Raw genomic sequence first — 25886 nt, forward strand, 5'->3', positions numbered from 1 at the left:
TCACCATTCACCATTCACCATTCACCATTCACCATTCAATCCTCCAAATTAGCACCCGATTTCCACGACCAGTCGCGCCAGCGTAGGTCAAACAGATCCTTGCGGCGGTCTTTAAGGTTGGTCACCGAACCCTCGGCACGTACCACCGTTAGGCGAGTGAGATCCAGATCCGAGAAGAAGATCATCTCGGTATTGGGTGTGGTTTCCGCCAGCACTGCATCGTGGGGAAACGCGAAGTCAGACGGCGAGAACACCGCTGATTGGGCGTACTGGATATCCAGGTTTTCAATCGAAGGCAGGTTGCCAACGCTGCCGCAGAGCACCACGTAGCACTCATTTTCGATCGCCCGCGCTTGACTGCAATGGCGCACGCGCAGGTAACCGTTTTTGGTGTCGGTCCAGAAGGGCACAAACAGAATGTCCATATCCTGGTCGGCCAGCAGTCGGCCCAGTTCCGGAAACTCCACGTCGTAGCAGATCAGGATGCCCACGCGGCCAGCGTCGGTATCGAACACCTGTAGCTCATCGCCGCCCTCGATCACCCAGTCGCGACGCTCTTGAGGCGTAATATGCAGCTTGGCCTGGCGCTCAACGGTGCCGTCACGATGGAAGAGGTAGGCGATGTTGTAGAGTCGGTCATCGTCACCCACTTCAATCATCGAGCCGCCGACAATATTGATATTGTAAGAGACCGCCATACGCGACAGTTCAGACTTAAAGCGCTCGGTGAAACCGGCCAAAAAGCGAATCGCGCCCATTTGATCCTGCTGGGCGGCGCGGTCTTGGAGGCCCATCAACGGCGCGTTGAATAGCTCAGGGAAAACGGCAAAGTCACTTTGATAGTCGGAGAGCGCGTCTACGAAGTACTCGATCTGCTGAAGCGCGGCTTCCACCGATGAAAACTCACGCATCTGCCACTGCACCGCACCCACCCGTACTTGGGTCGGTTTGTTGTCGAGCACACTGGCAGCGGGCTCAAACAAAATGTTGTTCCACTCCAACAGGGTGGCGTAACCGCGAGACTGCTCATCTTCAGGCAGGTATTTGCGCAGTAGGCGCTTTACCTGAAAATCGTTGGCCTGCTGGAAAGAGAGAATCGGGTCGTAGATCTCTTTGCGCGAGACTTTATCGATGTATTGGGCAGGCGTGAGTTCATCGGCGTGCTGGTGATACTCAGGAATACGCCCACCGGCTAAAATCGCCCGTAGGTTCATTGAGCGACATAGCTCTTTACGCGCTTCGTAAAGGCGGCGGCCCAGGCGATAACCGCGGTAATCTGGGTGAATCAGCACATCCAGCCCGTACATGGCGTCGCCATCCTCGTCATTGAGGATGATCTCGCGATGGCCAATCAGGTCATCGTACTTATGCGGGTTGGAAAATTCGTCGTAATCCACCTGAACGGTGAGTGCTACGCCCACCAGAAGGCCATCGTCTTCAATGGCGATTTGGCCGTCGGGGAATTCCTGAATTAATTTGTCGATGGTGTGCTTCGGCCATGACCCGCCGATATCGTGATAGACGGCGTCCATCAATGCCTTGAGCTGATCGTAGTCATCGCTCATTAGGTTGCGCAGATTAAGATGCAGTTCTTCCAGGGACATATCAGGGCTTCCCAGCGTTAGAAATCGACGGCCATTCTAGCATTATCGGGCGCTGCTCGGCTTATCCGAGGTTAAACCACGTGCTAACGGGCGTGTCAGCGTTTGCGCCATGATGACACCCGCCAGAATCAGCAGCCCACCGGTAAAGTGGAACCCTGCCACTTGTTCACCCAAGAAGGCCATCGCAATCAGTGCGCTAAACAGTGGCATTAGGTTGATGAAAATACTTGATTGATTGGCACCGATCTGGCGAACTGCGCGCATCCACAAAAAGGTGGTGATGATCGAGGCAGGAATGCCCGCGTAGACAATCAGGCCGATATTCTGACTATCAATAGGTGTCATTGGCCCCATCAAATAAGGCGGTAACAAGAACAGCACCGCAAAACAGACTTGGGCGTAAAGCATCACCCAGGGCGGTAAATTCATCGACCAGCGTTTGAGCATCACCCCATATAGCGCGTAGCAAGTGGCTGCTACCACCATCAGCGCATCACCAAGGGCAACCTCTAGCTGTAGCAGCGAGAGCGGATTACCACGCCCTAGCAGAACGGTAACCCCCACGAAGGCCAGCACGCCGCCCACGATGCCACCCAGGGTCGGCGGCTCGCGAAGAATCAGCGCGCTCAGCAGTACCGTTAACAACGGCACCATGGCGGCGAGAATCCCCATGTTGGTAGCGGTCGTCGTTTCTGCCGCCACATAGGCCAGCCCTTGCCATAGGCCCATGCCGAGTAGTCCAAGCAGCGCTAGCTTGGGCCACTGGCGGCGAATTTCGTCGCGGTGGCGTAACGCTGCGGGGAGTACAAACGGGGTCATCACCGCAAGGGCAAGCAGCCAGCGTAAAAAAGCGATACTGCTTGGCGCGATGGCGCCTACGCTAAGCTGATTAATGGTCATATTGCCCGACCAGATAAGCACGGTGGCGAGTGGCGGCAAAAAATACATCAAGGGCATAGCAACGGTTCCTTATCGTTAGCCGGGTAATGTGACGCGAATTTGCACACTGGGCAAGGGGGAGAACGGCAAACCTGGCAATATTCAGATAGGTAAAGGTCTGTACGTTGCGGCGAGTATGTCATACGCTTGTTTGAATGCGTTTTAACACTGTTACTAATAATACCAAGGAGTACCGTGATGACCCGTGCGCCCGCCTATCCGCACCTTTTCCGCCCGCTGACCATTGGCTATTTAACGTTGCCCAATCGCGTTTTGATGGGCTCTATGCATACCAATTTGGAAGAGGCGCCCAATGGCTTTGAACGCTTAGCGGCATTTTATGCCGAGCGTGCGCGGGAGGGGGTTAGCCTGATCGTCACCGGCGGTATTGCCCCTAATGCGGAAGGCGCCGTATTCCAGGGCGCCCACGCGCTCGTTGATGAGGCGCAGTTGCCAGAACACCGCCAGGTGGCAGACGCGGTGCATGCTGAGGGCGGTCATCTGTGCATGCAGATTCTTCATGCCGGGCGCTACGCCTACTCGCCGGATTTGGTAGCACCTTCGGCTATCCAGGCGCCGATCAATCCCTTTATGCCTAGAGCACTTTCTAGCGATGAGGTTGAGCAACAAATTGCTGACTACGTTCGCTGCGCAAGCTTAGCCAAACAGGCGGGCTACGATGGCGTTGAGATCATGGGGTCAGAAGGTTATCTGATCAATCAGTTTATCTGCCAGCGTACCAACCAGCGTGACGATGAGTGGGGCGGGGCGTTTGAAAACCGGATGCGTTTTGCCGTTGAGATCGTGCGCCGTGTTCGCGAAGCGGTGGGTGAACGATTTGTGATTATCTTCCGCCTCTCGATGATTGATTTGGTCGAAGAGGGCAGCACCTGGGAAGAGGTCGTCACGCTGGGCCAGGCGATCGAAGCCGCCGGGGCGAACGTGATCAACACCGGTATCGGTTGGCACGAAGCGCGGGTGCCCACCATTGTAACCAGCGTGCCCCGCGCTGCCTTTACCGAGGTGACCCGGCGGATCAAATCAGCACTATCGATTCCGTTGATTACCACCAACCGTATCAATATGCCTGAGGTAGCCGAGCGCGTACTGGCGGCGGGCCACGCGGATATGGTCTCCATGGCGCGGCCTTTCCTGGCGGATCCTGCCTGGATACGCAAAGCCGAAGAGGGCTTGGCTGAAGAGATCAATACCTGTATCGCCTGTAACCAGGCCTGCCTGGATCACACCTTTGCCGGAAAGCTGACCTCCTGTTTGGTCAACCCCCGTGCCTGTCATGAAACCGAACTGGTGATAGAGCCCGCGCAAACCCCTAAACGCGTCGCCGTGGTGGGTGGCGGCCCGGCGGGGCTGGCAACGGCTGTGACAGCCGCTAGCCGCGGACATAGCGTGGTGCTGTTCGAACAGCGCAGTGAGCTGGGCGGGCAGTTTAACTACGCGCGTAAGATTCCTGGCAAAGAGGAGTTTAATGAAACCCTGCGCTACTACCGGGTGATGCTGGAGAAATATGCGGTAGAAGTACGTCTAAACACTACGGCAAGCGCAGAAACCCTCGCCGATTTCGATGAGGTGGTCATGGCCACCGGCGTTAAGCCCCGGGAACTCAATCTTCCAGGTCACGACCACGGCAAGGTGTTGAGCTACGCCGAAGCGATTGAATCTCCCGAGCGTGTTGGGCGTAAAGTAGCGGTGATTGGCGCGGGAGGTATTGGTTTTGATGTGTCCGAACTGCTGGCCCACCAAGGCCACCCAGCCTTGGACATTGCCGACTGGTGCGACGAGTGGGGCGTTGATTTGGCAGTCGGCAAGCGGGGCGGTTTAAAAGCGCCGACAGCGCCCATGGTTCCCCGCGAAATTGTCATGCTCCAGCGTAAAACTTCCAAGCCTGGCAAGTATCTGGGGAAAACCACCGGTTGGGTTCACCGCGCATCGCTTAAGCAGCGGGGAGTGAAAACTCTCACCGGCTGCGAATACCTTAAAATGGACGACGAGGGGCTGCATATTCGCCGCGATGGCGTTGACCAAGTACTTGCCGTGGATAGTGTGGTGGTGTGCGCCGGACAGGAGTCAGTGCGTGATCTGCTGGTGCCGTTGGAGCGCGCACGGGCGGTGGTACATATAATCGGCGGCGCGGATGAAGCCAGCGAGCTGGATGCCAAGCGGGCAATTGAGCAGGGCACTCGATTGGCCGCTAGCCTATAGGCTGGATAGAGTAAATTTCATAAATCCCCATTCACCATGTTCGAGGGCAGGTTGAAGCGAGGGTCTTTCGCCATGGCCGGAATAATGTTCCCGACAATGCCGGCATTTCCGCCATCCATGGCGGTCAGATGGCGAAAGTAGCGTCCATGGATGGATTCACAGCGCCCTCGCGGAAACCTGCCCTCGGCCACCGACGTGTCCCGAGATAGTTCTGTGTAGGTGAGTTGAGCGGGTGACGTTAGCCCATAAATGGCGATAGACTAAATGACTAATCTAGTTATTAAGAATAGCTAGATATTAAAGGCGCGAGTGGCACCCAGCTCGCGCCGTTCGATCGCCAGATAAAAGGACTGTCGTCATGACCTCGGAGTGTAGCCCGCGTTTTTTAGCCAGTGATAACACCTCCGGTATCTGCCCGGAGGCGATGGAATATCTACTAGAAGCCAATCGTTGCGATGACTTGGCCTACGGTAATGATCTCTGGACAGCCCGTGCCGCGGATCGCTTTCGCGAGATGTTTGACTACGACTGCGATGTCTTCTTCGTTTTCAACGGCACCGCCGCCAACTCGCTGGCACTCTCTGCAATGGGACGCAGCTACCACAGCGTTATTTGCCACGAGCTGGCGCATATCGAAACCGACGAGTGCGGCGGTCCGGAGTTCTTCTCTAACGGAGCGAAGCTGCTGACCTCTCCGGGTGCCAATGGCAAGCTAACGCCGGAAGGCATTGAGGCGCTGGTCACCAAGCGCAGCGATATTCACTACCCAAAACCTAAAGTGGTATCGCTCACGCAAGCCACCGAAGTGGGCACGCTCTACTCCCGGGAAGAGCTCATGGCGATTCGTGCCATTGCCGATAAACATGACTTGCGCTTGCACATGGACGGCGCCCGCTTTGCCAACGCTTGCGCCAGTCTAAATGCCACTCCCGCAGAAATTACCTGGCAGGTGGGAGTGGATGCGCTGTGTTTTTCGGGTACCAAAAACGGCTTAGCGTTTGGCGAAGCGATTCTGTTTTTTAACCGTGAATTAGCCGAAGATTTCTCCTACCGCTGCAAGCAGGCAGGGCAGTTGGCTTCCAAGATGCGCTTTGTATCTGCGCCGTGGTTAGGGCTACTAGAAAGTGGTGCCTGGTTAACCAACGCACAGCACGCCAACGAGATGGCGCGCTACCTATCGGAAGGGCTGCAAGCGCTACCCGGCGTATCGCTAATGTTCCCTACCCAAGCCAATAGCGTGTTCGTTGAATTGCCGCCCCACGCTATTGAAGCGTTGAAAACTAAAGGCTGGACCTTCTATACTTTTATTGGCGCAGGTGGCGCGCGTTTTGTATGTGCGTGGAACACCACCGTTGAATTGCTGGATGGTCTATTGGCCGATATTCGCGCGGTACTTGAGCGTTAAAGCCGTCAGTTACTCTCTTTTTTGCCGCTGTTGGGCGCTTTTGACCTAGTGATGTCGCTGCCTAAAGCAGCGACATCACTGCTTTAGCGCTTTGCGTTTATTTGAGATGCTTGGACTAACGCAACTATTCGTCTGAATAATTCTCTTATCTATATCGCTGCTGCGTTGAAGGTTTTAGTCATCACTTTTTGCTAATGCTGACTACGCTAAAAAAGCGACACCTCGTTTGGCACGCCGTTGCGTAACATTTGGCTTGACGGTGACTGCCTGGGGATGGGCCACAGGAGAGTTTCATGAGCATCTTTGATCACGTTCAAGACCGTTTTTCCCGCGTTCAGCAAGAGGACATGAGTCTGGAGGAGTACCTGGCGCTTTGTCGCCGTGATCCGAAGGTTTATGCCAGCGCCGCAGAGCGCATGCTGGAAGCCGTAGGCGAGCCTGAAGTGATCGACACGGCGAAAGACCCGCGTCTATCACGTATTTTTTCCAATAAAGTGATTCGTCGCTATCCAGCCTTTGCCGAGTTTCACGGTATGGAGGAGGCCATTGAGCAAATCGTCTCCTACTTCCGCCATGCGGCTCAAGGGCTTGAAGAGCGCAAACAGATTCTCTATCTGCTTGGCCCTGTGGGCGGCGGTAAGTCGTCGCTGGCAGAGCGTCTTAAGCTGCTGATGGAGCGGATTCCGTTCTATGCCATTAAAGGCTCGCCGGTCTACGAGTCGCCGCTTGGCTTGTTCTCACCCGAAGAGGACGGCGAACTGCTCGAGAAAGAGTACGGTATCCCACAGCGCTATTTGCGCAGCGTAATGTCGCCCTGGGCGGCAAAACGGCTGAATGAGTACGGCGGCGATATCTCCCAGTTCCGGGTAGTGCGTTTGTACCCATCACGGCTTAACCAGATCGCTATTTCCAAAACCGAGCCAGGGGATGAGAACAACCAGGATATCTCGTCGCTGGTGGGTAAAGTCGATATTCGCCAATTGGAGCTTTACTCCCAGGATGATCCGGATGCCTACAGCTTCTCCGGCGGTTTATGCCGTGCTAACCAGGGGCTGATGGAGTTTGTGGAGATGTTCAAAGCGCCGATCAAGGTGCTGCATCCACTGCTTACCGCGACGCAAGAGGGTAATTACAACCCCACCGAAGGCATGGGGGCGATTCCCTTTGATGGCGTGATCCTGGCCCACTCCAACGAGTCGGAATGGCAGGCGTTTCGCAATAACCGCAATAACGAAGCGTTCCTTGACCGGGTTTATATCGTCAAGGTGCCTTATTGTTTGCGGGTTACCGAAGAGATCAAGATCTATCAAAAACTGCTCGAAGACTCCTCGCTTAACGCCGCGCCCTGCGCACCGGACACGCTGCGCATGTTGGCCCAGTTCTCGGTACTGTCACGGCTAAAAGCGCCGGAAAACTCCAATATTTACTCGAAAATGCGCGTTTACGACGGTGAAAATCTGAAAGACACCGACCCTCGCGCCAAGTCGATTCAGGAGTACCGCGACGCCGCAGGCGTTGACGAGGGTATGCAGGGGCTTTCCACCCGCTTTGCGTTCAAGATTCTTTCTAAGGTATTTAACTTCGACAGCACCGAGGTGGCCGCTAACCCAGTCCATTTACTTTATGTGCTTGAGCAGGCGTTGGAGCGTGAGCAGCTGCCATCGGAAGTGTTTGAGCGCTACTTGGGCTTTATCAAAGAATATATGGCGCCTCGTTACGTGGACTTTATTGGTAAGGAGATCCAGACCGCTTACCTCGAATCCTACAGCGAGTATGGCCAGAATATCTTTGACCGCTATGTGACCTACGCAGATTTCTGGATTCAGGATCAAGAGTATCGTGATCATGAGACCGGTGAGTTGCTAGACCGCCAGGCGCTCAACGAAGAGCTGGAGAAAATCGAAAAACCCGCGGGTATCTCGAATCCCAAAGACTTCCGCCACGAGGTGGTCAATTTTGTGCTGCGGGCGCGGGCGCAAAACAACGGTATGAACCCGAGCTGGCAGTCCTATGAAAAGCTCAAGGGCGTTATCGAGCACAAAATGTTCGCCAATACCGAAGAGCTGTTGCCGGTGATTTCGTTCAATGCCAAGGCTTCTCGCTCGGATCAGAAAAAGCACGAAGACTTTGTGGCGCGGATGGTCGATCGTGGCTACACCGAAAAACAGGTGCGGTTGCTATCCGAGTGGTATCTGCGCGTGCGCAAGTCCCAGTAATGGATGGTGTGCTTAAGATGAGCGTTTAAGGAGGTCGTATGACCTACTTTATTGATCGAAGGCCGAACGCGAAACATAAAAGCGCGGTGAACCGGCAGCGCTTTTTGGAGCGCTACCGTAAGCATATCAAGCGCTCGGTTGAAGAGGCCGTTAACCGCCGCTCGATTACGGATATGGAGCGTGGTGAGAACGTTTCGATTCCGGCAAAGGATATCTCCGAACCGGTCTTCCAGCATGGCCCGGGTGGGGCGCGTAATATCGTTTCACCCGGTAATAAAGAGTTTGTCGCCGGTGATAAAATCCGCCGCCCCAGTGGGCAGGGGGGCGGTGGTGGCGCAGGCGAGGGCGGCCCCTCTAATCAGGGTGAAGGCGTCGATGAGTTCGCTTTTACGCTGAGCCGCGAAGAGTTTTTGGAGTTTGTTTTTGACGGTTTAGAGCTGCCCCATTTGCAGCGCAAACCGTTGAAATCGCTTGAAGAGGTCAAAATGGTGCGGGCGGGGCTCTCCCGGGACGGTGTGCCGTCGCGGATTAGCATTACCCGCTCTATGCGCGAAGCCTATGCTCGGCGCATTGCTATGCGCGCACCGATTAAACGGGCGTTAAGAGAGGCGATTGATGCCCTGGAGGCCGAAGAACGCAAGGACACGGTGCTGCGTAATCCCACCCGCATTGCCGAGCTGAAAGCCGAAATTGAGCGCCTGGAGAAGCGCATCGCGGGCGTACCGTTTATTGACACCTACGACCTGCGCTACCACCAACTAAGCGCACAGCCTCAGCCTTCCAATCAAGCGGTGATGTTTTGCGTCATGGATGTCTCCGGCTCGATGACCCAAAACCACAAAGACATCGCCAAGCGGTTTTTCCTGCTGCTCTATCTGTTCTTGGAGAAGCACTACGAGAAGGTCGAGTTGGTTTTTGTGCGCCACCATACGGCTGCTCGGGAAGTCAGTGAAGAGGAGTTTTTCTACTCGCGGGAAACCGGCGGTACGATTGTTTCCAGTGCGCTGAACCTGGTGAATAAAATCATCGAAAAGCGCTATCCCGTTGGCCAATGGAATCTGTATGTGGCCCAGGCGTCCGATGGTGATAACTGGGATGATGACTCGAATATTTGCCGCGACTTACTGGTCAAACAGTTGATGCCGCAGCTGCAATACTACGCCTACGTTGAGATCACGCCCCATGACCATCAGTCACTGTGGCATGAGTACGAAAGTGTGGTGAAAGAGTTCCCCGAGCGCTTTGCCATGCGCCAAATTGTGGAGGCGGGCGATATTTATCCGGTCTTTCGTGAACTGTTTAAGCGCCGCTTAAGCCAGTCCTAGTGACCTTGTATACAGGTTAGTGACCGCGTGTAGAGGAGGGGGCTATGAGTGCGACCCGCAAGCGTAAGCCGATTGCCACCGGCTCCGATTGGAACTTCAGTGTACTGGAGCGTTTTGATGCGGAGCTGGCCAGGCTCGCTGATGAGTATCGGCTAGATACCTATCCTAATCAGATAGAAGTCATCACTACCGAGCAGATGATGGATGCCTATGCGAGTGTAGGCATGCCGGTGGGCTATCACCACTGGTCGTTCGGCAAGCAGTTTCTAGCCGTCGAGCAGGCGTACAAGCGTGGCCAGATGGGCTTAGCCTATGAACTGGTGATCAATTCCGACCCCTGCATCGCTTATTTAATGGAGGAGAATACGCTGATGATGCAGGTGTTGGTGATGGCTCACGCCTGCTACGGCCACAACTCCTTTTTTAAGGGGAACTACCTGTTTCGCACCTGGACCGATGCCTCTTCAATTGTTGATTACCTGGTGTTTGCGCGTAAATATATCGCCAAGTGTGAAGAACGCCACGGCGTGCAGGCCGTTGAGCAGTTACTGGATGCTTGCCATGCGCTACAAAACTATGGGGTCGACCGTTACAAGCGGCCCTCGCCGATCTCTGCCGAGGAAGAAGCGAAGCGCCAGGAGGAGCGTGAAAGCTACCTGCAAACCCAGGTGAATATGCTCTGGCGTACCATTCCTGAGGCACCTATCAGCGATTCACCGCTGTCAACGGGGGGCCTGCATGCTGACGATGACCCATTGGGCTTGCACAGCGGCGGCCACTATCCTCCGGAACCTCAAGAGAACCTGCTCTACTTTATTGAAAAAAATGCGCCGCTGCTGGCGCCCTGGCAGCGTGAAATTGTGCGGATTGTGCGCAAATTGGCGCAGTATTTTTATCCTCAACGGCAGACCCAGGTAATGAATGAAGGCTGGGCGTGCTTTTGGCACTACACGCTGATGAACCGGCTCTACGATGATGGCAATGTCGATGAGGGATTAATGCTGGAGTTTCTCCAGTCTCATGCGGCGGTCATTAACCAGCCAGCATTTGATCATCCTCATTTCAGTGGGATTAACCCCTATGCCCTTGGCTTTGCAATCTTTATGGATATTAAACGGATCTGCGAAGCACCCACCGATGAGGATCGCGAGTGGTTCCCTGATATTGCAGGCACGCCATGGCGGGAAACGCTGGAGTTTGCGATGCGCAACTTCAAGGATGAGTCGTTTATTCAGCAGTTTTTATCACCGAAGGTGATGCGTGACCATAAACTGTTTTTGGTGGTGGATGACGATCAGGTGGAGACCCTTGAAGTCGCAGCGATTCATAACGAACAGGGCTACCGCCAGGTTCGGGAAGCGCTTGCCACTCAGTACGCGCTCTCTGTCCGCGAACCCAATATTCAAGTGGTTGAAGCGGCCATTCGTGGGGATCGCTCGCTAACACTCCATCACGTGCAGGATAGTCGCCGCCCATTAGGCCGCAGTGTTTATCCGGTGATTCGCCATCTACAGCAGCTATGGGGCTTCCCTGTTCATCTTGTCTCTTTGGAAGAAGGACGGGTAACGCGGCGTTTTCATTGGCCGGTAGAGGATGAAAGCCCGGCTTCTTAGCTGCTAGCGTGTCTTAAACAAAACTACCCCGCCCAAATGGCGGGGTAGAGGTGCTTATACGGCTATCAAGTTTTAAATGCTTAAGCTTGGGCAGTCCAGGATTGGCACCAGCCAGCGGGTGCTACGCTATTCTCTGGAAATAGCTGGCAACCCTCAGTGTCTGCATTAAAGAACATGCAGTTATCGCAGCGTTCGCCCTCTTCATAAGCGGGATGATCGCTGGCTTCACTGGCGTCTTCTACATAGTTAAGCGCTTGGGCGTTGCTTGCGGAAGGATCAAGGCGCGGCAGCTCTTGGGCGAAAGCAGTTTTAGAAAGAATGCCAGCTCCCAGTGGAAGGGCTGCAAGACCCAACATGCTGTTGCGCATAAAGTCACGACGGCTCTTATTAGCCATGATTTCTCCTTATCGTCACGGTCTGACGTTTGGTCACGTTGTTGGGTGGTTATCCACCTCTTTGTGCTCCGCGTAGTCTTATAAGCCGGAGCTCTCTGCTACATCTTTCAATCAGTTGTATTTTCGACCTACTATTTTTTTCAACCTACTACAATTTAGGCCAGCCGTTTTCAACCCTATTCTTAAACTACATGCTAGCGGATGTATAAGGGTTGTGCGAATAGTGCTGCTGGAATAGCGACAATTGGTCACGCTGTCGCCGGGTGCTGCGCTCGCTTCCTCGTCGCTGCTATACTCTGCCCAGCTTTGACACTACTTTTATGACCATTTTCTCTTAAGGGGCGCGCCATGCAAAACGCAGTCATTTTAATCAATACCGATAAAGGCCAGGTCAAGGCCGTGGCCGAGCGCCTGGCCGATGTAGAGGGCATTAGCGAGGTGTACTCCACCTGCGGCCGCTACGACTTAGTGGCAATTGCTCGCACCCGTGATTTTGAAAGCTTGGCTGAATTGGTGACTGAGCGCCTGAACGCCGTAGAAGGTATTAGCGATACAGAAACCCTGAATGCCATGCAGGTTCACTCCCGCCACGATCTCGAAACGATGTTTTCATTAGGCTGGTAAGCTGAAGAGCTTTTATCGCCTTTGCTGTAGTTATTTTCATTATAAGAGTGGCATAAAACGATAGGCGCTCGTAAGCGCTAGCCAGGGAGTAAGAGTGTTGGGAATATCGCTTTCGAGCTGGCGTCGGCAAGGGCGACGCCTGGGCATTGCTTTGCTGTTTGTTGTGGTCGGCACAGGGCTGTGGGAGTTTCAGGAGCGCCAGCATAAAGATGCCTACACCTGGATGGGGGTGCCCACTTGGGAGGAGTTTCGCCCCACCACAATGCACCGAGTGCTGCGCAATGATGGCTACTTGGTAGGCTGGTCCGATGTGCGGGTCAATCCGCTATGGGTAAGCTATCAGGTTGAAGCAGTAGACGATTCGAGAATTGGTCCGCGGCCAAATTTTCAAGCCGATTGGCGCACGCTATGGCCGGTTGGCACTGACAGCTACGCAGGTAGTGGCTACGACCGGGGCCATTTAGCGCCAAACTACGCCATTGCAGCGGTGCATGGGCGCAGCGCTCAGGTCGATACCTTCCTAATGAGCAATATGTCTCCGCAACGGCCCAATCTGAACCGACAGCTCTGGCAGCGGTTAGAAGAAGCGGTGATGGATCACTTTGCGCCACGCTTTGAAAGGTTGCAGGTGATTACCGGCCCCATTTACCCAGAACACTTTATGGATAACGTGTTCAACCGGGTGGGGCTGGTCGAAGTGCCTTCGGCTTTTTACAAGATCATAGTAGCGCCGCACAACGAGGCACCATTAGCGTTGGCGTTCATCATGCCACAAGACGTTCGGGGCAATGAGCCGCTGGATGACTATTTGGTGACTATTGATGAGATTGAGGCACGCACAGGGCTTAACTTCTTCCCAGAGTTAGCGACGGAAGTAGAGTCTGTATTGGAAGGAGAGTTACGTATACAGGGGTGGGCACTTGAAGAAGTGGCAATGCGCCCGGGGCGGTATCAATAGCCGTTTACGTACTTATTAGCTGGCATGCCTGGGTTTAGTTTGTATCCAGCACCCAATGGCGGAAGGCACGCATGGGCTCTGTCAGGTGTCGATGCTGTGGCGTAAAAAGCGATAGTTTTCCTCGGCTAGGTATGGTGAGTGGCAGTGCTTGAACAAGGTTGCCTTGTCGAAGCTCGGCATCTAAAAGCCGCATCCAGCCTAGGGTCACTCCCTGGCCGGCCAACGTAGCATTCATCAGCAGTTGGAAGCTGTTGGCGCGCAGCGTATGCAGGGGAGGCTGCCATTTCAGGCCTAGTTCACGGAACCATATTTCCCAGCTTAGCCAGTCGTGGTAATGATCTTCCACCACCATAAGTGTGTGATTCACCAGCAGATGCGCAGGCTCAATGCTATTGCCATGGCGTTCCAGGTAAATGGGGCTACAAACGGCTGCTACCCTTTCATGTTCAAAAATGGCGTCAGCTACAAGGCCCGGTGGATCAACTTCATTGGGCACATGGTAATAAATACCCAGGTCGAACTCCGCCAGGTCAAGGCGATGCGGGTCTTCTACCGTCAATATGCGAATTTCGATGTTAGGGTAAGCGCGCTGAAAGTCGGGTAACTGGCGTGCCAGCCAGATCGATGCAATGGTCGGGCTTGAGGCGAGGGTCAGTTGTCTATCGTCTCCACGACGTCTGAGGCGTGCAGTTTCATCGCCTAAATCGCGAAGAAGGCGTTGCACGACTCGAAAGTAGTGCTCTCCGGTTGGGGTGAGTCTCAGTCCTTCATGATGACGCTCAAAAAGAAGACGCCCTAGGTCATGCTCAAGGCGCTTGATTTGCCGACTAATCGCGCTTTGTGAGAGGTTTAGCTCGCTTCCGGCTTGCGTGAAGCTACAGTATCTTGCGGCAACCTCAAAGGCGCGCAGGCAAGATAGTGGCGGTAAAGCATCACGCATGGATCAAGCCTTAAAATAGGGAGTCAGTGATTTCAAGCATACCATTGCCGAGCGGCGACTGCCGCCCGGCCGGGTTGCAGAGACTAGACGGCCGTGCGAGGAATCTCTCGCTGCCATGATTTATCGCTCACCAGCTTATCGTCTTCATAAGCGTGCTGCTCGGCATTCAGGTAAAACATGTGTTCATCACAGTGCAGGTGGTAGCGGCTAAATACGGTGACGGCAAAGCTGTTCTTCTCTCCTTCACGGCGAGCACGGTACACCCACTCGATATCTGCGCGTGTCCGGCTGGCGTCGTCAGGATGACTGGTGTAAGTCTCCTTGGCGTACTGTTCAACCTGCAAGCCGTGTTCAAGAAACTGAATATCTCCCATGTCATCTTCAATGATGACGCTGACTTCGCCGCTGCCCACATCTTCGCTGATCGTGCGCTTGGGATGGCCGGTACGCAGTGTCTTTACAGGGCAGGGAGGGGCGCTTTCTGGCGGCTCGAAAGGCATGGAAATATAGGGCGCTTTGGATAGCGGTAGCTCCAGGCTAGGCGTACCTGCCTTGAGGGTCAGATCTGCGCGCTTTCTAGGCGACCACACTAACGGGAAGCTGGCGCTGGAGAGAGCAACCCTCAAACGGTGGCCTTTGGGCAACCGATAGCCAATAAGGTCCATGGCAAGCCTTACCTGCATGGGTTCACCAGGGATGGGAGGGGTAACTGTGCCCGCGTCGTCGCGCAAGTTTAGGTTAAGTGTGCCGTAGGTGATCAAAGCACTTTCACCGCTAGGCGATACGTCGCATAGGCGTGCGTGCAGTTGGCCGCACGCCTCGCTACTTGCCAGCGTCAGTGAAACGCAAGGCTGCCCCAGGATATCGAGCCCATGTGCATAAGGTTCGGAGTCAAATGTCAGTGACAGCGCATCGTCTCGGCGCTGGTCGGGTGGGAAGTCGGCTCCAAACCAGAGCGGAATGTACTCTCCCTGCAGTGCGCCAGTAGTAAGCGGAGATGCAATCAGTTGATCCTGGCTGAGGCGGGTGCTGGGTAAAAGGCCATGGTCACCCATGGTTAGGGTAATGGATTCACTCTCGTCGTCCGGGGCTGGCCAGCCATGAGTGCGAACCCACTGTCCCGGCCGCTCCTTATACTTCGGAGCAGGCGGAACGCCATCCTGAAGGTAAAAGGTGCAGGTAGGTTCGTCCATTACGCCGGTCTCAATACCTTTGAGCCAGTAATCCCACCAGCGCAGCGCTTCTTGTAGAAAGCCAATCGCCGGATCAGGCAGCGCAAAGTGTGGATACTTGTGCATCCAAGGGCCCAGCAGCGCTTTTTTCGGGCATTGAAGATGCTCCATCATTCTAGGGATCGTATTGATATAGGAGTCGCCCCAGCCGCTTATCATGTAAACGGCCGCTTCAATGTCGGCATACTCCTCGCAGATAGAGCCATGCTTCCAATACTCATCGCGATGCTGGTGAGAGAGCCAGGTTTCAGCTAGCAGCGGCATATTATCGAGGCGAGACATCCACATATCGCGCCATTTGTCGCCAACCAGTGCGGGGTCTGGCACCGCCGCAGAAAAACTTAGCATAGTGGCCGCCCAGCCTAGGTTCTCCAGCAACATATTGCCGCCCTTGTAATGAATATCATCAGCGTAGCGGTCATCGGTTGAGCAGAGCGTGATGATGGCTTTGAGCGGGTCAGGGCGCAGGGCGGCTACTTGCAGGCTGTTAAAACCACCCCAGGATATTCCCATCATGCCGAGCTGGCCGTTACACCAAGGCTGGCTGGCAATCCACTCGATCACTTCAAGGGCATCTGCCTGCTCTTGAGGGGCGTACTCATCTTCCATCAGGCCATCTGATTCGCCGTTTCCACGCATGTCTACTCGAACGCAGGCATAGCCGTGACCAGCGAAGTAGGGATGGGTTAGTTCATCGCGAATGGCGGTGCCATCGCGTTTTCGGTAAGGGAGATATTCCAGGATGGCTGGAACGGGGTGTGCTTCAGCGTCAATCGGTAACCAGATGCGTGCAGCTAAGCGGGTACCGTCAGCCAGTGGGATCCAAATGTTGTCTATTTCGCGGGTGCGATGCGGAAAATCCTGCTTGATAATCATGAGTCACGCTTGTTGCTGGTGAGTGTTGGAACACGACTAAGTTGATCCGGATTTTTTAGCCAGACCCAAAGCGAACCGGTTGCCATCAGCACGATGAAAAGTGCAGGAAGTCCGCCCAGGTTAGACAGCATTTTGACGCCATCAATGCCGACAAAACTCACCATCACCCAGGCGACGATACCGACAATCACCCCCCAGGTTACTTTCATGGTAATACCTGCATTGAGGTCTGAATCAGCTGTCAGCCCACGGGTGCAGAGATTGCCAATGGCATCGGTTTGAGAGTCGGCAGCCGTCACATAAGAGATATACGCAATGAACAGCAGCACTGGTATCCATAGCCCTGAAAGGGGTAGCTGCTGGAACAGCTCATAAAGAACGTTTTCCACCCCGCGGTCGTTGAGGATTGTGTAAAGATCGACCCCGGTGTGGGCCTGATAGTAAAGCGCAGTTCCAGAAAAGATTAGAATCCAGACGCTGGCGAATAGCGCGGGGTACAGTAGGTTGACGCGAAGAAACTCCCGCACGGTGTAGCCGCAGGATATCTTACCGAGAAACAGGGCGGCGACGGGGGCCCAGGAGAACCAAACGGCCCAATAAAATATCGACCACCATTGTGGCCACTGATCTTCCCCCGCCGTGCCGGTAAACAGACTCTTAGTGAAAAAGTTATCGATGAACACACCAAACGACTCTACCCCGAGAGCCAGGCTAAAAATGGTGGGGCCTGCGATGAAAGCGAACACACCCAGAATAAGCAGCAGGACAGCATTAAGTGATGAAAATCGAGCAATGCCTTTTTGCAGCCCGCTGGCGGCGGACAGAACGAACGTGGTCACGATAATGGCAACGATAACGCCAAGCCGTAGAGGGCTGGTTTCGCCACCCATGTATTGGCCTACGCCACCCGCAAGTGTCAGGGCGCCTGTGCCCAGCGAAGAGGCCATGCCGGCTACCAGGGCGTAGAGAGAAACCGCATCAATAAGTCCTGCAAAGCGTCTGATTCCTGGGCCGAAAAGTGGCTCCAACATGCTGGAAATAGAGAAGCGAAGACGCAGGTTGTAAAACGCTAGGGCAAAGATCAATGCAGGTACGGCATAAATAGCGTAAGGCGTGAACGTCCAATGTAAAAACATGGTCGACATCGCAAACACCATGGCATCGCTTGAACCAGCTTCCAGCCCACTTGAGCTGGGAGGGCTCATGAAATGATAAAGCGGTTCAGCGGTGGTCCAAAATAGAACGCCGACGGCCAAGGTGGTGCAAAGGGTGATCGAGAACCAGCGTAAAGGTGATAAAAGAGGCTTTGCGGAAGAACCCCCAATGCGAACATGGCCGATTGGAGAGAAATAAACGATAACCGCAATAATGAGAAGGTAAAGGCTACCTAGACTGAATAGCCATGAAAAATTATTCAGGATTGCTTCATTTAGCCCACTCGCAACGGCTAGAAAGGCCTCTAAATTGATATAGCTGGCAATGACTGCAGCAAATAGAACAAGAAATGTTGGCCAGAAGACCAACGGTCGCAGCGATTTCATCGGCATACCGTTTTCCCTTTATCGTTATTGCTATGCATGAATTTCATGGCATAACAACCTAACGCCATTCCAATCCTGACATAAAGCGAAGACTCGGAATGGGGGTATGCGCTGAATGCATGGGCCGCCGATAGATTAGCCGGTCGTTAAAGACAGCAAACGCTTGGAGTTAAAATCTAAGATATGCGCGATCAGGAAACCAGGATTTGAGGCGACTTAAATCCGGTGGAGGTAAAGGGATGTATAGGAGATAAGAGGGGGGGAGTGAGAGTAGCGAAGATCTAAAGATACTATGATGATGCGGACTGGCCCATGTAAGTCATGGTGCCCAGGAGAGGACTTGAACCTCCACGTCCATACGGACACTAGCACCTGAAGCTAGCGCGTCTACCAATTCCGCCACCTGGGCGCATCATCTAACGCTTGGATTAACTACTTACCGTTTGTGTTCGTATGGTGCCCAGGAGAGGACTTGAACCTCCACGTCCATACAGACACTAGCACCTGAAGCTAGCGCGTCTACCAATTCCGCCACCTGGGCGAACACAAACCTTGCCTAACACCGTACTGCTTACTACCAATAGATAGCATAAAAGCAGTTTGGTGCCCAGAAGAGGACTTGAACCTCCACGTCCATACGGACACTAGCACCTGAAGCTAGCGCGTCTACCAATTCCGCCATCTGGGCAAGTGGCGCGTATAATACCGGGGTGATGGTTAAATGCAAGACCCCTAACGTGCTTTTTATAACGCAAATTGTATAAACAACGTCTAAGACGGTTGGGTGATTGAACGTGCAGCGCTATACTGCGCCTATGACTAAACAAAACCCTATTCATTTCAGCCTATCAAGCGTTGAAATATCTAGCCCGCAACGCAACGCGTTTGCGCCTTTTTTATGCCTCTCGCAAATGACGCCATCAAGGATGTTGATCGCATGAAGTATTGGACGTTAAGTGATGATCCGCACGCCGAGCGCGAGGCGCATAAATATGGCAACCCAGCGCCAAGCCGGGAGTATTTGCTTGCAGCCTTAGAAAGCTATGGCAAGCCGATCACTCACGAAAATATGAGCCGCATGCTGGGGCTGGAAGACGAAGAACTTATAGAAGCCGTCAGGCGCCGCTTGGCGGCGATGGAACGCGACGGTCAGGTGCTGCGTGACCGGCGAGGCGCCTATGCGCTGATCGACAAGCTCGATCTGGTCAAAGGCAAGGTGCTGGGGCACCGAGACGGCTTTGGTTTTCTGCTGCGCGATGATGGCAAAAAGCCAGACCTGGTATTGCCCCCGCGCCAAATGCGCCGTGTTTTTCACGGTGACCACGTGCTGGCGCGCATTAGCGGACGCGATCGCCGTGGTCGTGATGAGGCGACCATTGCCGATGTGATTGCACGCAACACGCAAACTATCGTCGGCGTTTACCGTAGTAATACGCCTGAGTTTGGCATTCTAATACCGGAAAATCCGCGTATCACTCAGGAAGTGATTATTCCTCATAGCGCCTGCGGTGGCGCGAAAGATGGCCAGGTGATCTCGGCCAAAATCGTTCAGCAGCCGGCCACCCGTGTACAGCCGGTAGGTGAGGTAATCGAAGTGCTGGGTGAGCGTATGGATCCCGGTATGGAAATTGATATTGCGATTCGCAGTTACGATATTCCTGCAGAATTCCCGCCTGAAGTGCTCGACCAGATCGCCGGCATTTCAGCTGAAGTGTTGGAAGAGGATAAGCAGCACCGAGTTGACCTGCGTGACGTGCCGCTGGTTACCATTGACGATGAGTCTGCCAAAGACTTCGATGATGCTGTGTGTGCTTGGAAAACCAAATCCGGTAGTTGGAAACTGCTCGTCGCCATCGCGGACGTTTCCCACTATGTACGCCCAGGCACGCCGTTGGACGACGAAGGCCGCACACGGGGCAACTCGGTCTACTTCCCTGGTCAAGTGGTTCCCATGCTACCGGAACTGCTGTCCAACGGACTCTGTTCGCTGAACCCACACGTGGATCGGCTGGTGCTGGTGTGCGAGATGAATATTTCGCAAACCGGTGCGATTAGCCGCTACCGCTTCTACGAAGCCGTCATGAACTCCCACGCTCGCCTGACCTATAACAAGGTGGCCGCGATTCTCGACGATAAGAGCGAAGACGGTGAGGCGCTAAGGGCAGAGCACAGCGAGCTAGTTAAGCCGCTGAAAAATCTGGAAGAGCTTTACTACTTGTTGCGCGAAGCGCGTGCCGAGCGTGGTGCGATCGATTTTGACACCACTGAAACAGCAATCATCTTTAACGATGAGCGCAAAATCGAAAAAATCGTTCCACGTAGCCGTAACAATGCTCACAAGTTAATTGAAGAGTGCATGCTGGCGGCCAACGTGGCGACTGCGCGCTTCCTGGATAAGCATGATTTGCCAGCGCTTTACCGTATCCATGAGCGCCCGACGCCGGAGCGGCTTGATAAGCTGCGTCTGTTCTTGAATGAGTTAGGTCTTGCTGTCGGCGGCGGTGATATGCCCACTCCGCAGGACTACCAGGCACTGCGTGAAACGATTGCCGACCGCCCTGACTTCGATATCATTCAGACGGTCATGCTGCGCTCAATGAATCAGGCGGTCTACTCACCGCAAAACGAAGGCCACTTTGGCTTGGCCTACCAAGCCTACGCCCACTTTACCTCGCCGATTCGCCGCTATCCCGACCTGCTGGTACACCGCGCTATTCGTTCGGTGATCCGCGGTCCGCGCCAGACCAACACGGTGTTGCGCGTAGAAGGTGCGCCGGTTGAGCCGCCCAGCAAGTGGTGTCCGTATACCTTCGAGCAGATGCTTGAACTGGGTGAACACTGCTCAATGACTGAGCGCCGTGCCGACGAGGCCACTCGTGATGTAGAGAGCTGGCTGAAGTGCGAGTTTATGTCCGACAAGCTCGGCGAGATGTTCGAAGGTACCATCGCCTCCGTCACTCAGTTTGGTCTGTTTGTGCGTCTTGATGAGTTCTACGTGGAAGGCTTGGTTCACGTAACGTCGCTGCCATCGGACTATTACCACTACGAAGCTGAGAAGCACCGCTTGAAAGGTGAGCGTACCGGCACGACCTACCGCTTGGGCGATGGTCTTACCGTCCAAGTGGCGCGTGTCGATATGGACGATCGTAAGATTGACTTTGGGCTGGGTGATGAAAAGCCGCGCCCACGCCGCCAGCCGCGTAAGAGCCGCGGCGGGGAAGAGGGTGCTAAAGGCGCTGGTGTTAAAGGTGATAGTGGCAAAGCCGCTGGGGATAAGAAGTCCAATGGCGAGAAGCCCGCTACGCGTCGCGGCCCACGCCGTACGCGAAATGGCCCACGCAAACCATCACCGAATAAGGGCTGAGTATGAAGTCGGCGTCTTCACGGCGGGGCCCCAAGACCCCTGATGGTTTGGATCAGGTATATGGCGTTCATGCATTGCAAAGCTTGTTAGACAGAGGCGAAGCGCCCCGAGAGCTTTGGGTGCAGCAGGGGGCAGGGAGCCGCTTAAAAGAGCTGATTACCCAGGCCCAGGCGCATGGTGCTCGAGTAAAAGAGCAGCCCCGGGATTTGCTTGATCAGCTAACCCAGGGGGCGGCTCATCAGGGAGTGGTGGCGTTTTGTCCGCCGTTAACTCCTGAAGGTGAAGAGTCGCTCTGGCTTAAGCTACGCGCCTGGCCCTCGAATACACCACCGCTGTTGCTGATTTTGGATGGCGTGACGGATGTGCATAACTTTGGTGCCTGCCTGCGTAGCGCGGATGCCGCCGGTGCCCACGGCGTGATTGTGGCGAAAGATAAAGCCGCACCGCTCAATGCAACGGTGCGTAAAGTCGCTTGTGGCGCCGCCGAAGTGGTGCCGGTTTATCAAGTGACTAACTTGGCTCGCACCCTGGCCAAGCTAAAAGATGCCGGTGTCTGGATAACCGGTACGGCTGGTGAAGCTGAGGCCAGCGTTTTTGACATTGATATGACCGGCCCCACCGCGCTGGTGATGGGGGCGGAAGGCAAGGGCATGCGGCGCTTGACTCGCGAAGCCTGCGATAATCTTGCCAAGCTTCCCATGGCGGGGGAGGTCTCTAGCCTTAATGTCTCGGTGGCTACTGGTATTTGCCTGTTCGAGGCTGTCCGTCAGCGCCAGCTTGCAAGTTAACCGCCGTGCTACTAAGATACACGCGCCCGTTTGTCTGCAAGCGGGTGTTAGCTGTCGTTGAAGTATTAGCTTTTGCTGAAATGAAAAGTTCTGTTTGATGCCCCTGTGGCCGCCTAGCGCGGTGGCGGAGCACTTCAGTTAACTCCTTGCTTCCCTGTCGTCGTTTATTGCGTTAAGCAATGGCACACAAAGGAAGCTGTCAAACCGCAAGGAGATCCCATGCGTCATTACGAAATCGTGTTTATGGTCCACCCGGATCAAAGCGAGCAGGTGCCGGCAATGGTCGAGCGCTACACCAGCATCGTTACCGAAAACAGCGGCACTGTGCATCGTCTAGAAGATTGGGGCCGTCGTCACTTGGCTTACCCGATCAACAAGATCCACAAAGCCCACTACGTGCTGATGAACGTTGAATGTAGCGGCGAGACTCTCGACGAGATCGAGAACATCTTCCGTTACAACGACGCCATTATCCGCAGCCTGGTTGTTCGCTGCAAAGAAGCTGTTACTGAAGCTTCCCCGATGATGAAACCGGCAGAAGAAAAACGTCCGCGTCGCGAAGAAAAACCGCGCGCTGAAGAAGAAACTGCCTGATTTTATTCACTGCACGTTTTAAGGAGCTAGTCCATGGCACGTTTTTTCCGTCGCCGTAAGTTTTGCCGCTTCACCGCTGAAGGCATCAAGCAGATCGATTACAAAGATCTGGACACGCTGAAGGCTTACATCACCGAAACCGGCAAGATCGTTCCAAGCCGTATTACCGGCACCAAAGCACGCTATCAGCGTCAGTTGGCGACCGCTATCAAGCGTTCGCGTTATCTGGCACTGCTGCCCTACTCCGATAGCCACCAGTAAGCGTTTAACGTGATGCTGGCACTAGCCCGATGGCTAATGCGGGGCACGCCTTACGCTGCAGGCGGGGCGGCCTTGGCAACGCTAGTGCCTTGGCTGTTCTGGTTAGGAGCAGCCATCGCTGCGTTGATGACGCTGCGCAGAGGTTTTGCCCCTGCGCTACCGGTCATCATCGCCGCAGCACTACCAGCCGGTTGGTGGTGGGCTCAGGGTGATGTGATTCCGCTTGCTAGCATACTGCTGGTTACGCTGATGGCCGTTATCCTGCGCGAGAGGATGCGTTGGGGAGAAACCTTGATTGTGGGGACGTTGGTCGCCTCTGTCATGGTTCAACTCGGCATCTTCAGTCCGCCAGGTGGCACTGAGCTAATGCTTGAGCAGTTGCGAGAAGGTTCAGAAGAAGTGGATCGCATGCTCACGGAATTTGCCAATCAAGGCTACGATACTCAAACCATTGCCGCACTGGTGGTGGGTGGAGTAACCGGGCTTGTGGTGCTGTTGGCAGCCATAGTGTGCTTGGCACTTGCGCGGAGTTGGCAAGCTGGGTTGTACAACCCAGGTGGCTTTCGCGAAGAGTTTCACGCACTGCGCTTGACCCCTAAAGAACTGGCCGTGCTGGTCGTCATTGGGGTGATAGGTATGCTGCTAGGCGCTCATGCGCTGGCGATGCTTGGTTGGATTCCGCTGTTGGTAGCTGGCGTTGCGTTAGTGCACGGGTTTATTGGAATAAAGGGGATGAACGGGCTGTGGCTGGTAGCATTTTATGTGCTACTGATCACGACCTGGCCCACGATTCTCATTGTGCTGCTGTTGGGGCTGATTGATACATTCGCGAACGTTCGCGCACGCCTTGCCCGCAGCAACTGACAAGAGGTTTACGAGATGGAAGTCATTCTGCTCGACAACATTGGTAAGCTGGGCGGCCTGGGTGACAAGGTCACCGTGAAGCCTGGTTATGGTCGTAACTACTTGGTGCCTTACGGCTTAGCCGTACCGGCCACCAAAGACAACATCGAAGCGTTTGAAGCACAGCGTGCTGAGCTCGAAGCGCAAGCCGCTGAGCGTAAGGCAGAAGCCGAAGCGCGCGCTGAGCAGCTAAACGACATCGAACTGTCTTTGGTTTCCAAAGCAGGCGATGAAGGCAAGCTGTTTGGTTCTATTGGTCCGCGTGACCTGGCCGACGCGATTTCCTCTGCTGGCATCGATATTGCCAAAAGCGAAGTCCGCATGCCAAATGGCCCAATTCGTCAAACTGGCGAATACGACATCACTCTTCACTTGCACGCTGAAGTGGATGCCGTTGTACGCGTAGTGGTAGTTGCAGAGTAATTGAGCGAGTAGTTAAGTTAGTAACGACGTAAAGTCGTTACTAACGGCAGCTAATACAGCTGCCTCAAAAGGCGCGGGGTTTCTCCCGCGCCTTTTGTTTTTCCGGGTATCCGCTAGTTCTGGATATTCGCTATTTTTTGGGCGTTGCCAAAACTATCCAGCCCATCCCCCGCTGGGTATTTTAAGACAACGCCTTGATCATGTTGGTAGTCGCACCGCATGCGGCTAAGATAAGCATCTTCACCGGCTACGCAGTAGTGTTTAAAGGAGCTCGCTATGCAGGACCAGCCTTCTGCTGATACAGAAACGGCAGCGCTAAAACTGCCGCCGCATTCATTAGAGGCGGAGCAGTCGGTACTAGGCGGGCTCATGCTAGACAACCAGGCCTGGGATAACGTTTCAGAGCGGTTGGTCGCTGATGACTTCTACCGCTATGAGCACCGTTTGGTGTTCAACGTGATGATTCATCTGGCTGAAGCCGGTCAGCCGCTGGATGTGGTGACGCTTTCTGAAGCGCTGGAAGCGCGTGATCACTTGGATACCGTAGGCGGCCTGGCGTTTTTGGCAGAGCTTGCTCGTAACACGCCCTCTGCCAGTAATATTCGCGCCTATGCTGATATCGTGCGTGAGCGGGCAACGCTGCGCAAGCTGATCCGTGCGGCTAATCAAATTGCCGATAGTGCCTTTACTCCCCAGGGGCGCCCGGCTGATGAATTGCTTAACGAAGCCGAGCGGTTAGTGTTCCAGATTGCCGAGGAGCGCCCCAAAACGGGCGGCCCCATTGGCATGAGCGATCTATTGACCAAGGCGGTGGATCGTATTGATGAGCTGTTTAATCTGAAAGGTGAAATGACCGGGCTTTCCACTGGTTTTCGTGATCTGGATGAAATGACCACCGGGTTGCAGCCATCCGATATGGTGGTCATCGCCGGTCGACCCTCGATGGGTAAAACGACCTTCGCTATGAACCTGGTTGAACATGCGGTGATTTCCAGCGACAAGCCAGTCATGGTGTTCTCCATGGAGATGCCCGCAGAGTCGCTCATGCTGAGGATGCTGTCTTCCCTGGGCCGAATCGATCAAACCCGTGTGCGTACCGGGCAACTGGAGGACGAGGATTGGCCGCGTTTAACCTCAGCGGTTAATCTGCTCAAAGACAAACAGCTGTTTATCGACGACACCGCGGCCTTGTCGCCTAACGAAATGCGCTCAAGGTTGCGCCGTGTGGTGCGTGAACATGGCAATATCGCACTGGTCATGATCGATTATCTTCAGTTGATGCAGATCCCTGGCTTTAGCGAAAACCGCACCGGTGAGATTTCCGAGATTTCGCGCTCCTTGAAGGGGTTGGCGAAAGAGTTTAACTGCCCTGTGGTGGCTCTTTCTCAGTTGAACCGCTCCTTGGAGCAGCGCCCCAACAAACGCCCGGTTATGTCGGATCTGAGGGAATCTGGTGCGATCGAGCAGGATGCCGACGTCATTGCCTTCGTTTATCGCGATGAGGTCTATAATCCAGATAATCCCGACAATCAGGGGATTGCTGAGTTAATTATCGGTAAGCAGCGTAATGGTCCTATCGGCACGGTGCATATGGCCTTTATCGGCAAATATACCCGCTTTGAGGATTTGGCTCCGGATAGTTACGGCCAAGCGTTCGGCGACTAA

Annotated in this window: 21 protein-coding genes and 3 tRNA genes; 14 read left to right on the plus strand and 10 right to left on the minus strand. The window is 54.4% G+C overall.

Going from position 1 to position 25886, the window contains the following annotated elements:
* Positions 1-35: 35 nt before the first annotated feature.
* On the minus strand, positions 36-1604 hold the full coding sequence (locus tag AC4EYZ_RS20720; protein ID WP_022522713.1) for a bifunctional GNAT family N-acetyltransferase/carbon-nitrogen hydrolase family protein: 1569 nt from the start codon (positions 1602-1604) through the stop codon (positions 36-38).
* A 42-nt stretch (positions 1605-1646) separates the two neighbouring features.
* Positions 1647-2561 (minus strand): DMT family transporter, encoded by a 915-nt coding sequence (locus AC4EYZ_RS20725; RefSeq protein WP_009287651.1) that lies wholly within the window; start codon positions 2559-2561, stop codon positions 1647-1649.
* Positions 2562-2741: 180 nt separating this feature from the next.
* Here AC4EYZ_RS20725 and AC4EYZ_RS20730 point away from each other — a divergent pair, with 180 nt between their 5' ends.
* Positions 2742-4763 (plus strand): 2,4-dienoyl-CoA reductase FMN-binding domain-containing protein, encoded by a 2022-nt coding sequence (locus AC4EYZ_RS20730; protein WP_490203996.1) that lies wholly within the window; start codon positions 2742-2744, stop codon positions 4761-4763.
* A 17-nt stretch (positions 4764-4780) separates the two neighbouring features.
* On the opposite strand, the gene AC4EYZ_RS20735 is transcribed toward AC4EYZ_RS20730, so the two are convergent.
* The gene (locus tag AC4EYZ_RS20735; protein ID WP_474192413.1) at positions 4781-4954 is read right to left on the minus strand and encodes a hypothetical protein; all 174 of its coding nucleotides are present in this window, start codon (positions 4952-4954) and stop codon (positions 4781-4783) included.
* Between the two features lie 167 nt (positions 4955-5121).
* Between AC4EYZ_RS20735 and AC4EYZ_RS20740 the strand changes: the two genes are divergently transcribed.
* The 4 genes from AC4EYZ_RS20740 to AC4EYZ_RS20755 all read left to right on the plus strand — a co-directional run bounded on the left by AC4EYZ_RS20740 (position 5122) and on the right by AC4EYZ_RS20755 (position 11322).
* Positions 5122-6168: a threonine aldolase family protein gene (locus AC4EYZ_RS20740; RefSeq protein WP_474192412.1), complete on the plus strand. Its 1047-nt coding sequence runs from the start codon at positions 5122-5124 to the stop codon at positions 6166-6168.
* Between the two features lie 293 nt (positions 6169-6461).
* A complete protein-coding gene (locus tag AC4EYZ_RS20745; RefSeq protein ID WP_009287654.1) occupies positions 6462-8384 on the plus strand; it encodes a PrkA family serine protein kinase in 1923 nt (640 codons plus the stop codon).
* Positions 8385-8422: 38 nt separating this feature from the next.
* Positions 8423-9709 carry a YeaH/YhbH family protein gene (locus AC4EYZ_RS20750; protein WP_009287655.1) on the plus strand — a complete coding sequence of 429 codons (1287 nt, stop codon included), beginning with the start codon at positions 8423-8425 and terminating at the stop codon, positions 9707-9709.
* Positions 9710-9753: 44 nt separating this feature from the next.
* Complete coding sequence (locus AC4EYZ_RS20755; protein ID WP_190372930.1) at positions 9754-11322, plus strand: SpoVR family protein; 1569 nt, start codon at positions 9754-9756, stop codon at positions 11320-11322.
* An 80-nt stretch (positions 11323-11402) separates the two neighbouring features.
* On the opposite strand, the gene AC4EYZ_RS20760 is transcribed toward AC4EYZ_RS20755, so the two are convergent.
* Complete coding sequence (locus AC4EYZ_RS20760; RefSeq protein ID WP_022522716.1) at positions 11403-11717, minus strand: high-potential iron-sulfur protein; 315 nt, start codon at positions 11715-11717, stop codon at positions 11403-11405.
* 348 nt (positions 11718-12065) lie between these two features.
* Between AC4EYZ_RS20760 and AC4EYZ_RS20765 the strand changes: the two genes are divergently transcribed.
* The gene (locus tag AC4EYZ_RS20765) at positions 12066-12341 is read left to right on the plus strand and encodes an Lrp/AsnC family transcriptional regulator (RefSeq protein ID WP_008958975.1); all 276 of its coding nucleotides are present in this window, start codon (positions 12066-12068) and stop codon (positions 12339-12341) included.
* A gap of 97 nt (positions 12342-12438) precedes the next feature.
* Positions 12439-13299 carry a DNA/RNA non-specific endonuclease gene (locus tag AC4EYZ_RS20770; protein WP_490204295.1) on the plus strand — a complete coding sequence of 287 codons (861 nt, stop codon included), beginning with the start codon at positions 12439-12441 and terminating at the stop codon, positions 13297-13299.
* Positions 13300-13333: 34 nt separating this feature from the next.
* On the opposite strand, the gene AC4EYZ_RS20775 is transcribed toward AC4EYZ_RS20770, so the two are convergent.
* The 6 genes from AC4EYZ_RS20775 to AC4EYZ_RS20800 form a co-directional block, all read right to left on the minus strand.
* On the minus strand, positions 13334-14239 hold the full coding sequence (locus AC4EYZ_RS20775) for a LysR substrate-binding domain-containing protein (RefSeq protein ID WP_474192955.1): 906 nt from the start codon (positions 14237-14239) through the stop codon (positions 13334-13336).
* 83 nt (positions 14240-14322) lie between these two features.
* Positions 14323-16347: a CocE/NonD family hydrolase gene (locus AC4EYZ_RS20780; protein WP_474192954.1), complete on the minus strand. Its 2025-nt coding sequence runs from the start codon at positions 16345-16347 to the stop codon at positions 14323-14325.
* Positions 16344-17894 (minus strand): BCCT family transporter, encoded by a 1551-nt coding sequence (locus tag AC4EYZ_RS20785; protein ID WP_490203997.1) that lies wholly within the window; start codon positions 17892-17894, stop codon positions 16344-16346. Before AC4EYZ_RS20785 ends, AC4EYZ_RS20780 begins: the two co-directional genes overlap by 4 nt.
* 316 nt (positions 17895-18210) lie before the next feature.
* Positions 18211-18297: transfer RNA gene (locus AC4EYZ_RS20790), tRNA-Leu, on the minus strand.
* 45 nt (positions 18298-18342) lie between these two features.
* Positions 18343-18429 (minus strand) — tRNA-Leu (locus AC4EYZ_RS20795).
* Between the two features lie 60 nt (positions 18430-18489).
* Positions 18490-18576, minus strand: a tRNA-Leu gene (locus AC4EYZ_RS20800).
* 249 nt (positions 18577-18825) lie between these two features.
* Between AC4EYZ_RS20800 and rnr the strand changes: the two genes are divergently transcribed.
* From rnr to dnaB, 7 genes are all read left to right on the plus strand, one after another.
* Positions 18826-21252, plus strand: coding sequence for a ribonuclease R (rnr, locus tag AC4EYZ_RS20805; RefSeq protein ID WP_490203998.1), 2427 nt, complete (start codon positions 18826-18828; stop codon positions 21250-21252).
* Positions 21253-21254: 2 nt separating this feature from the next.
* Positions 21255-22040, plus strand: coding sequence for a 23S rRNA (guanosine(2251)-2'-O)-methyltransferase RlmB (rlmB, locus tag AC4EYZ_RS20810; RefSeq protein ID WP_009287665.1), 786 nt, complete (start codon positions 21255-21257; stop codon positions 22038-22040).
* Positions 22041-22259: 219 nt separating this feature from the next.
* Positions 22260-22634: a 30S ribosomal protein S6 gene (gene rpsF, locus AC4EYZ_RS20815; RefSeq protein WP_490203999.1), complete on the plus strand. Its 375-nt coding sequence runs from the start codon at positions 22260-22262 to the stop codon at positions 22632-22634.
* Between the two features lie 33 nt (positions 22635-22667).
* Positions 22668-22895, plus strand: coding sequence for a 30S ribosomal protein S18 (gene rpsR, locus AC4EYZ_RS20820; RefSeq protein WP_008958980.1), 228 nt, complete (start codon positions 22668-22670; stop codon positions 22893-22895).
* 12 nt (positions 22896-22907) lie between these two features.
* Positions 22908-23759, plus strand: a complete 852-nt coding sequence (locus tag AC4EYZ_RS20825) for a hypothetical protein (protein ID WP_027960144.1) — start codon at positions 22908-22910, stop codon at positions 23757-23759.
* Positions 23760-23774: 15 nt separating this feature from the next.
* Positions 23775-24221: a 50S ribosomal protein L9 gene (gene rplI, locus AC4EYZ_RS20830; RefSeq protein ID WP_022522724.1), complete on the plus strand. Its 447-nt coding sequence runs from the start codon at positions 23775-23777 to the stop codon at positions 24219-24221.
* Between the two features lie 276 nt (positions 24222-24497).
* Positions 24498-25886: a replicative DNA helicase gene (gene dnaB, locus AC4EYZ_RS20835; RefSeq protein WP_009287667.1), complete on the plus strand. Its 1389-nt coding sequence runs from the start codon at positions 24498-24500 to the stop codon at positions 25884-25886.

The sequence above is a fragment of the Vreelandella sp. 162(4c) genome (genome assembly GCF_058152265.1).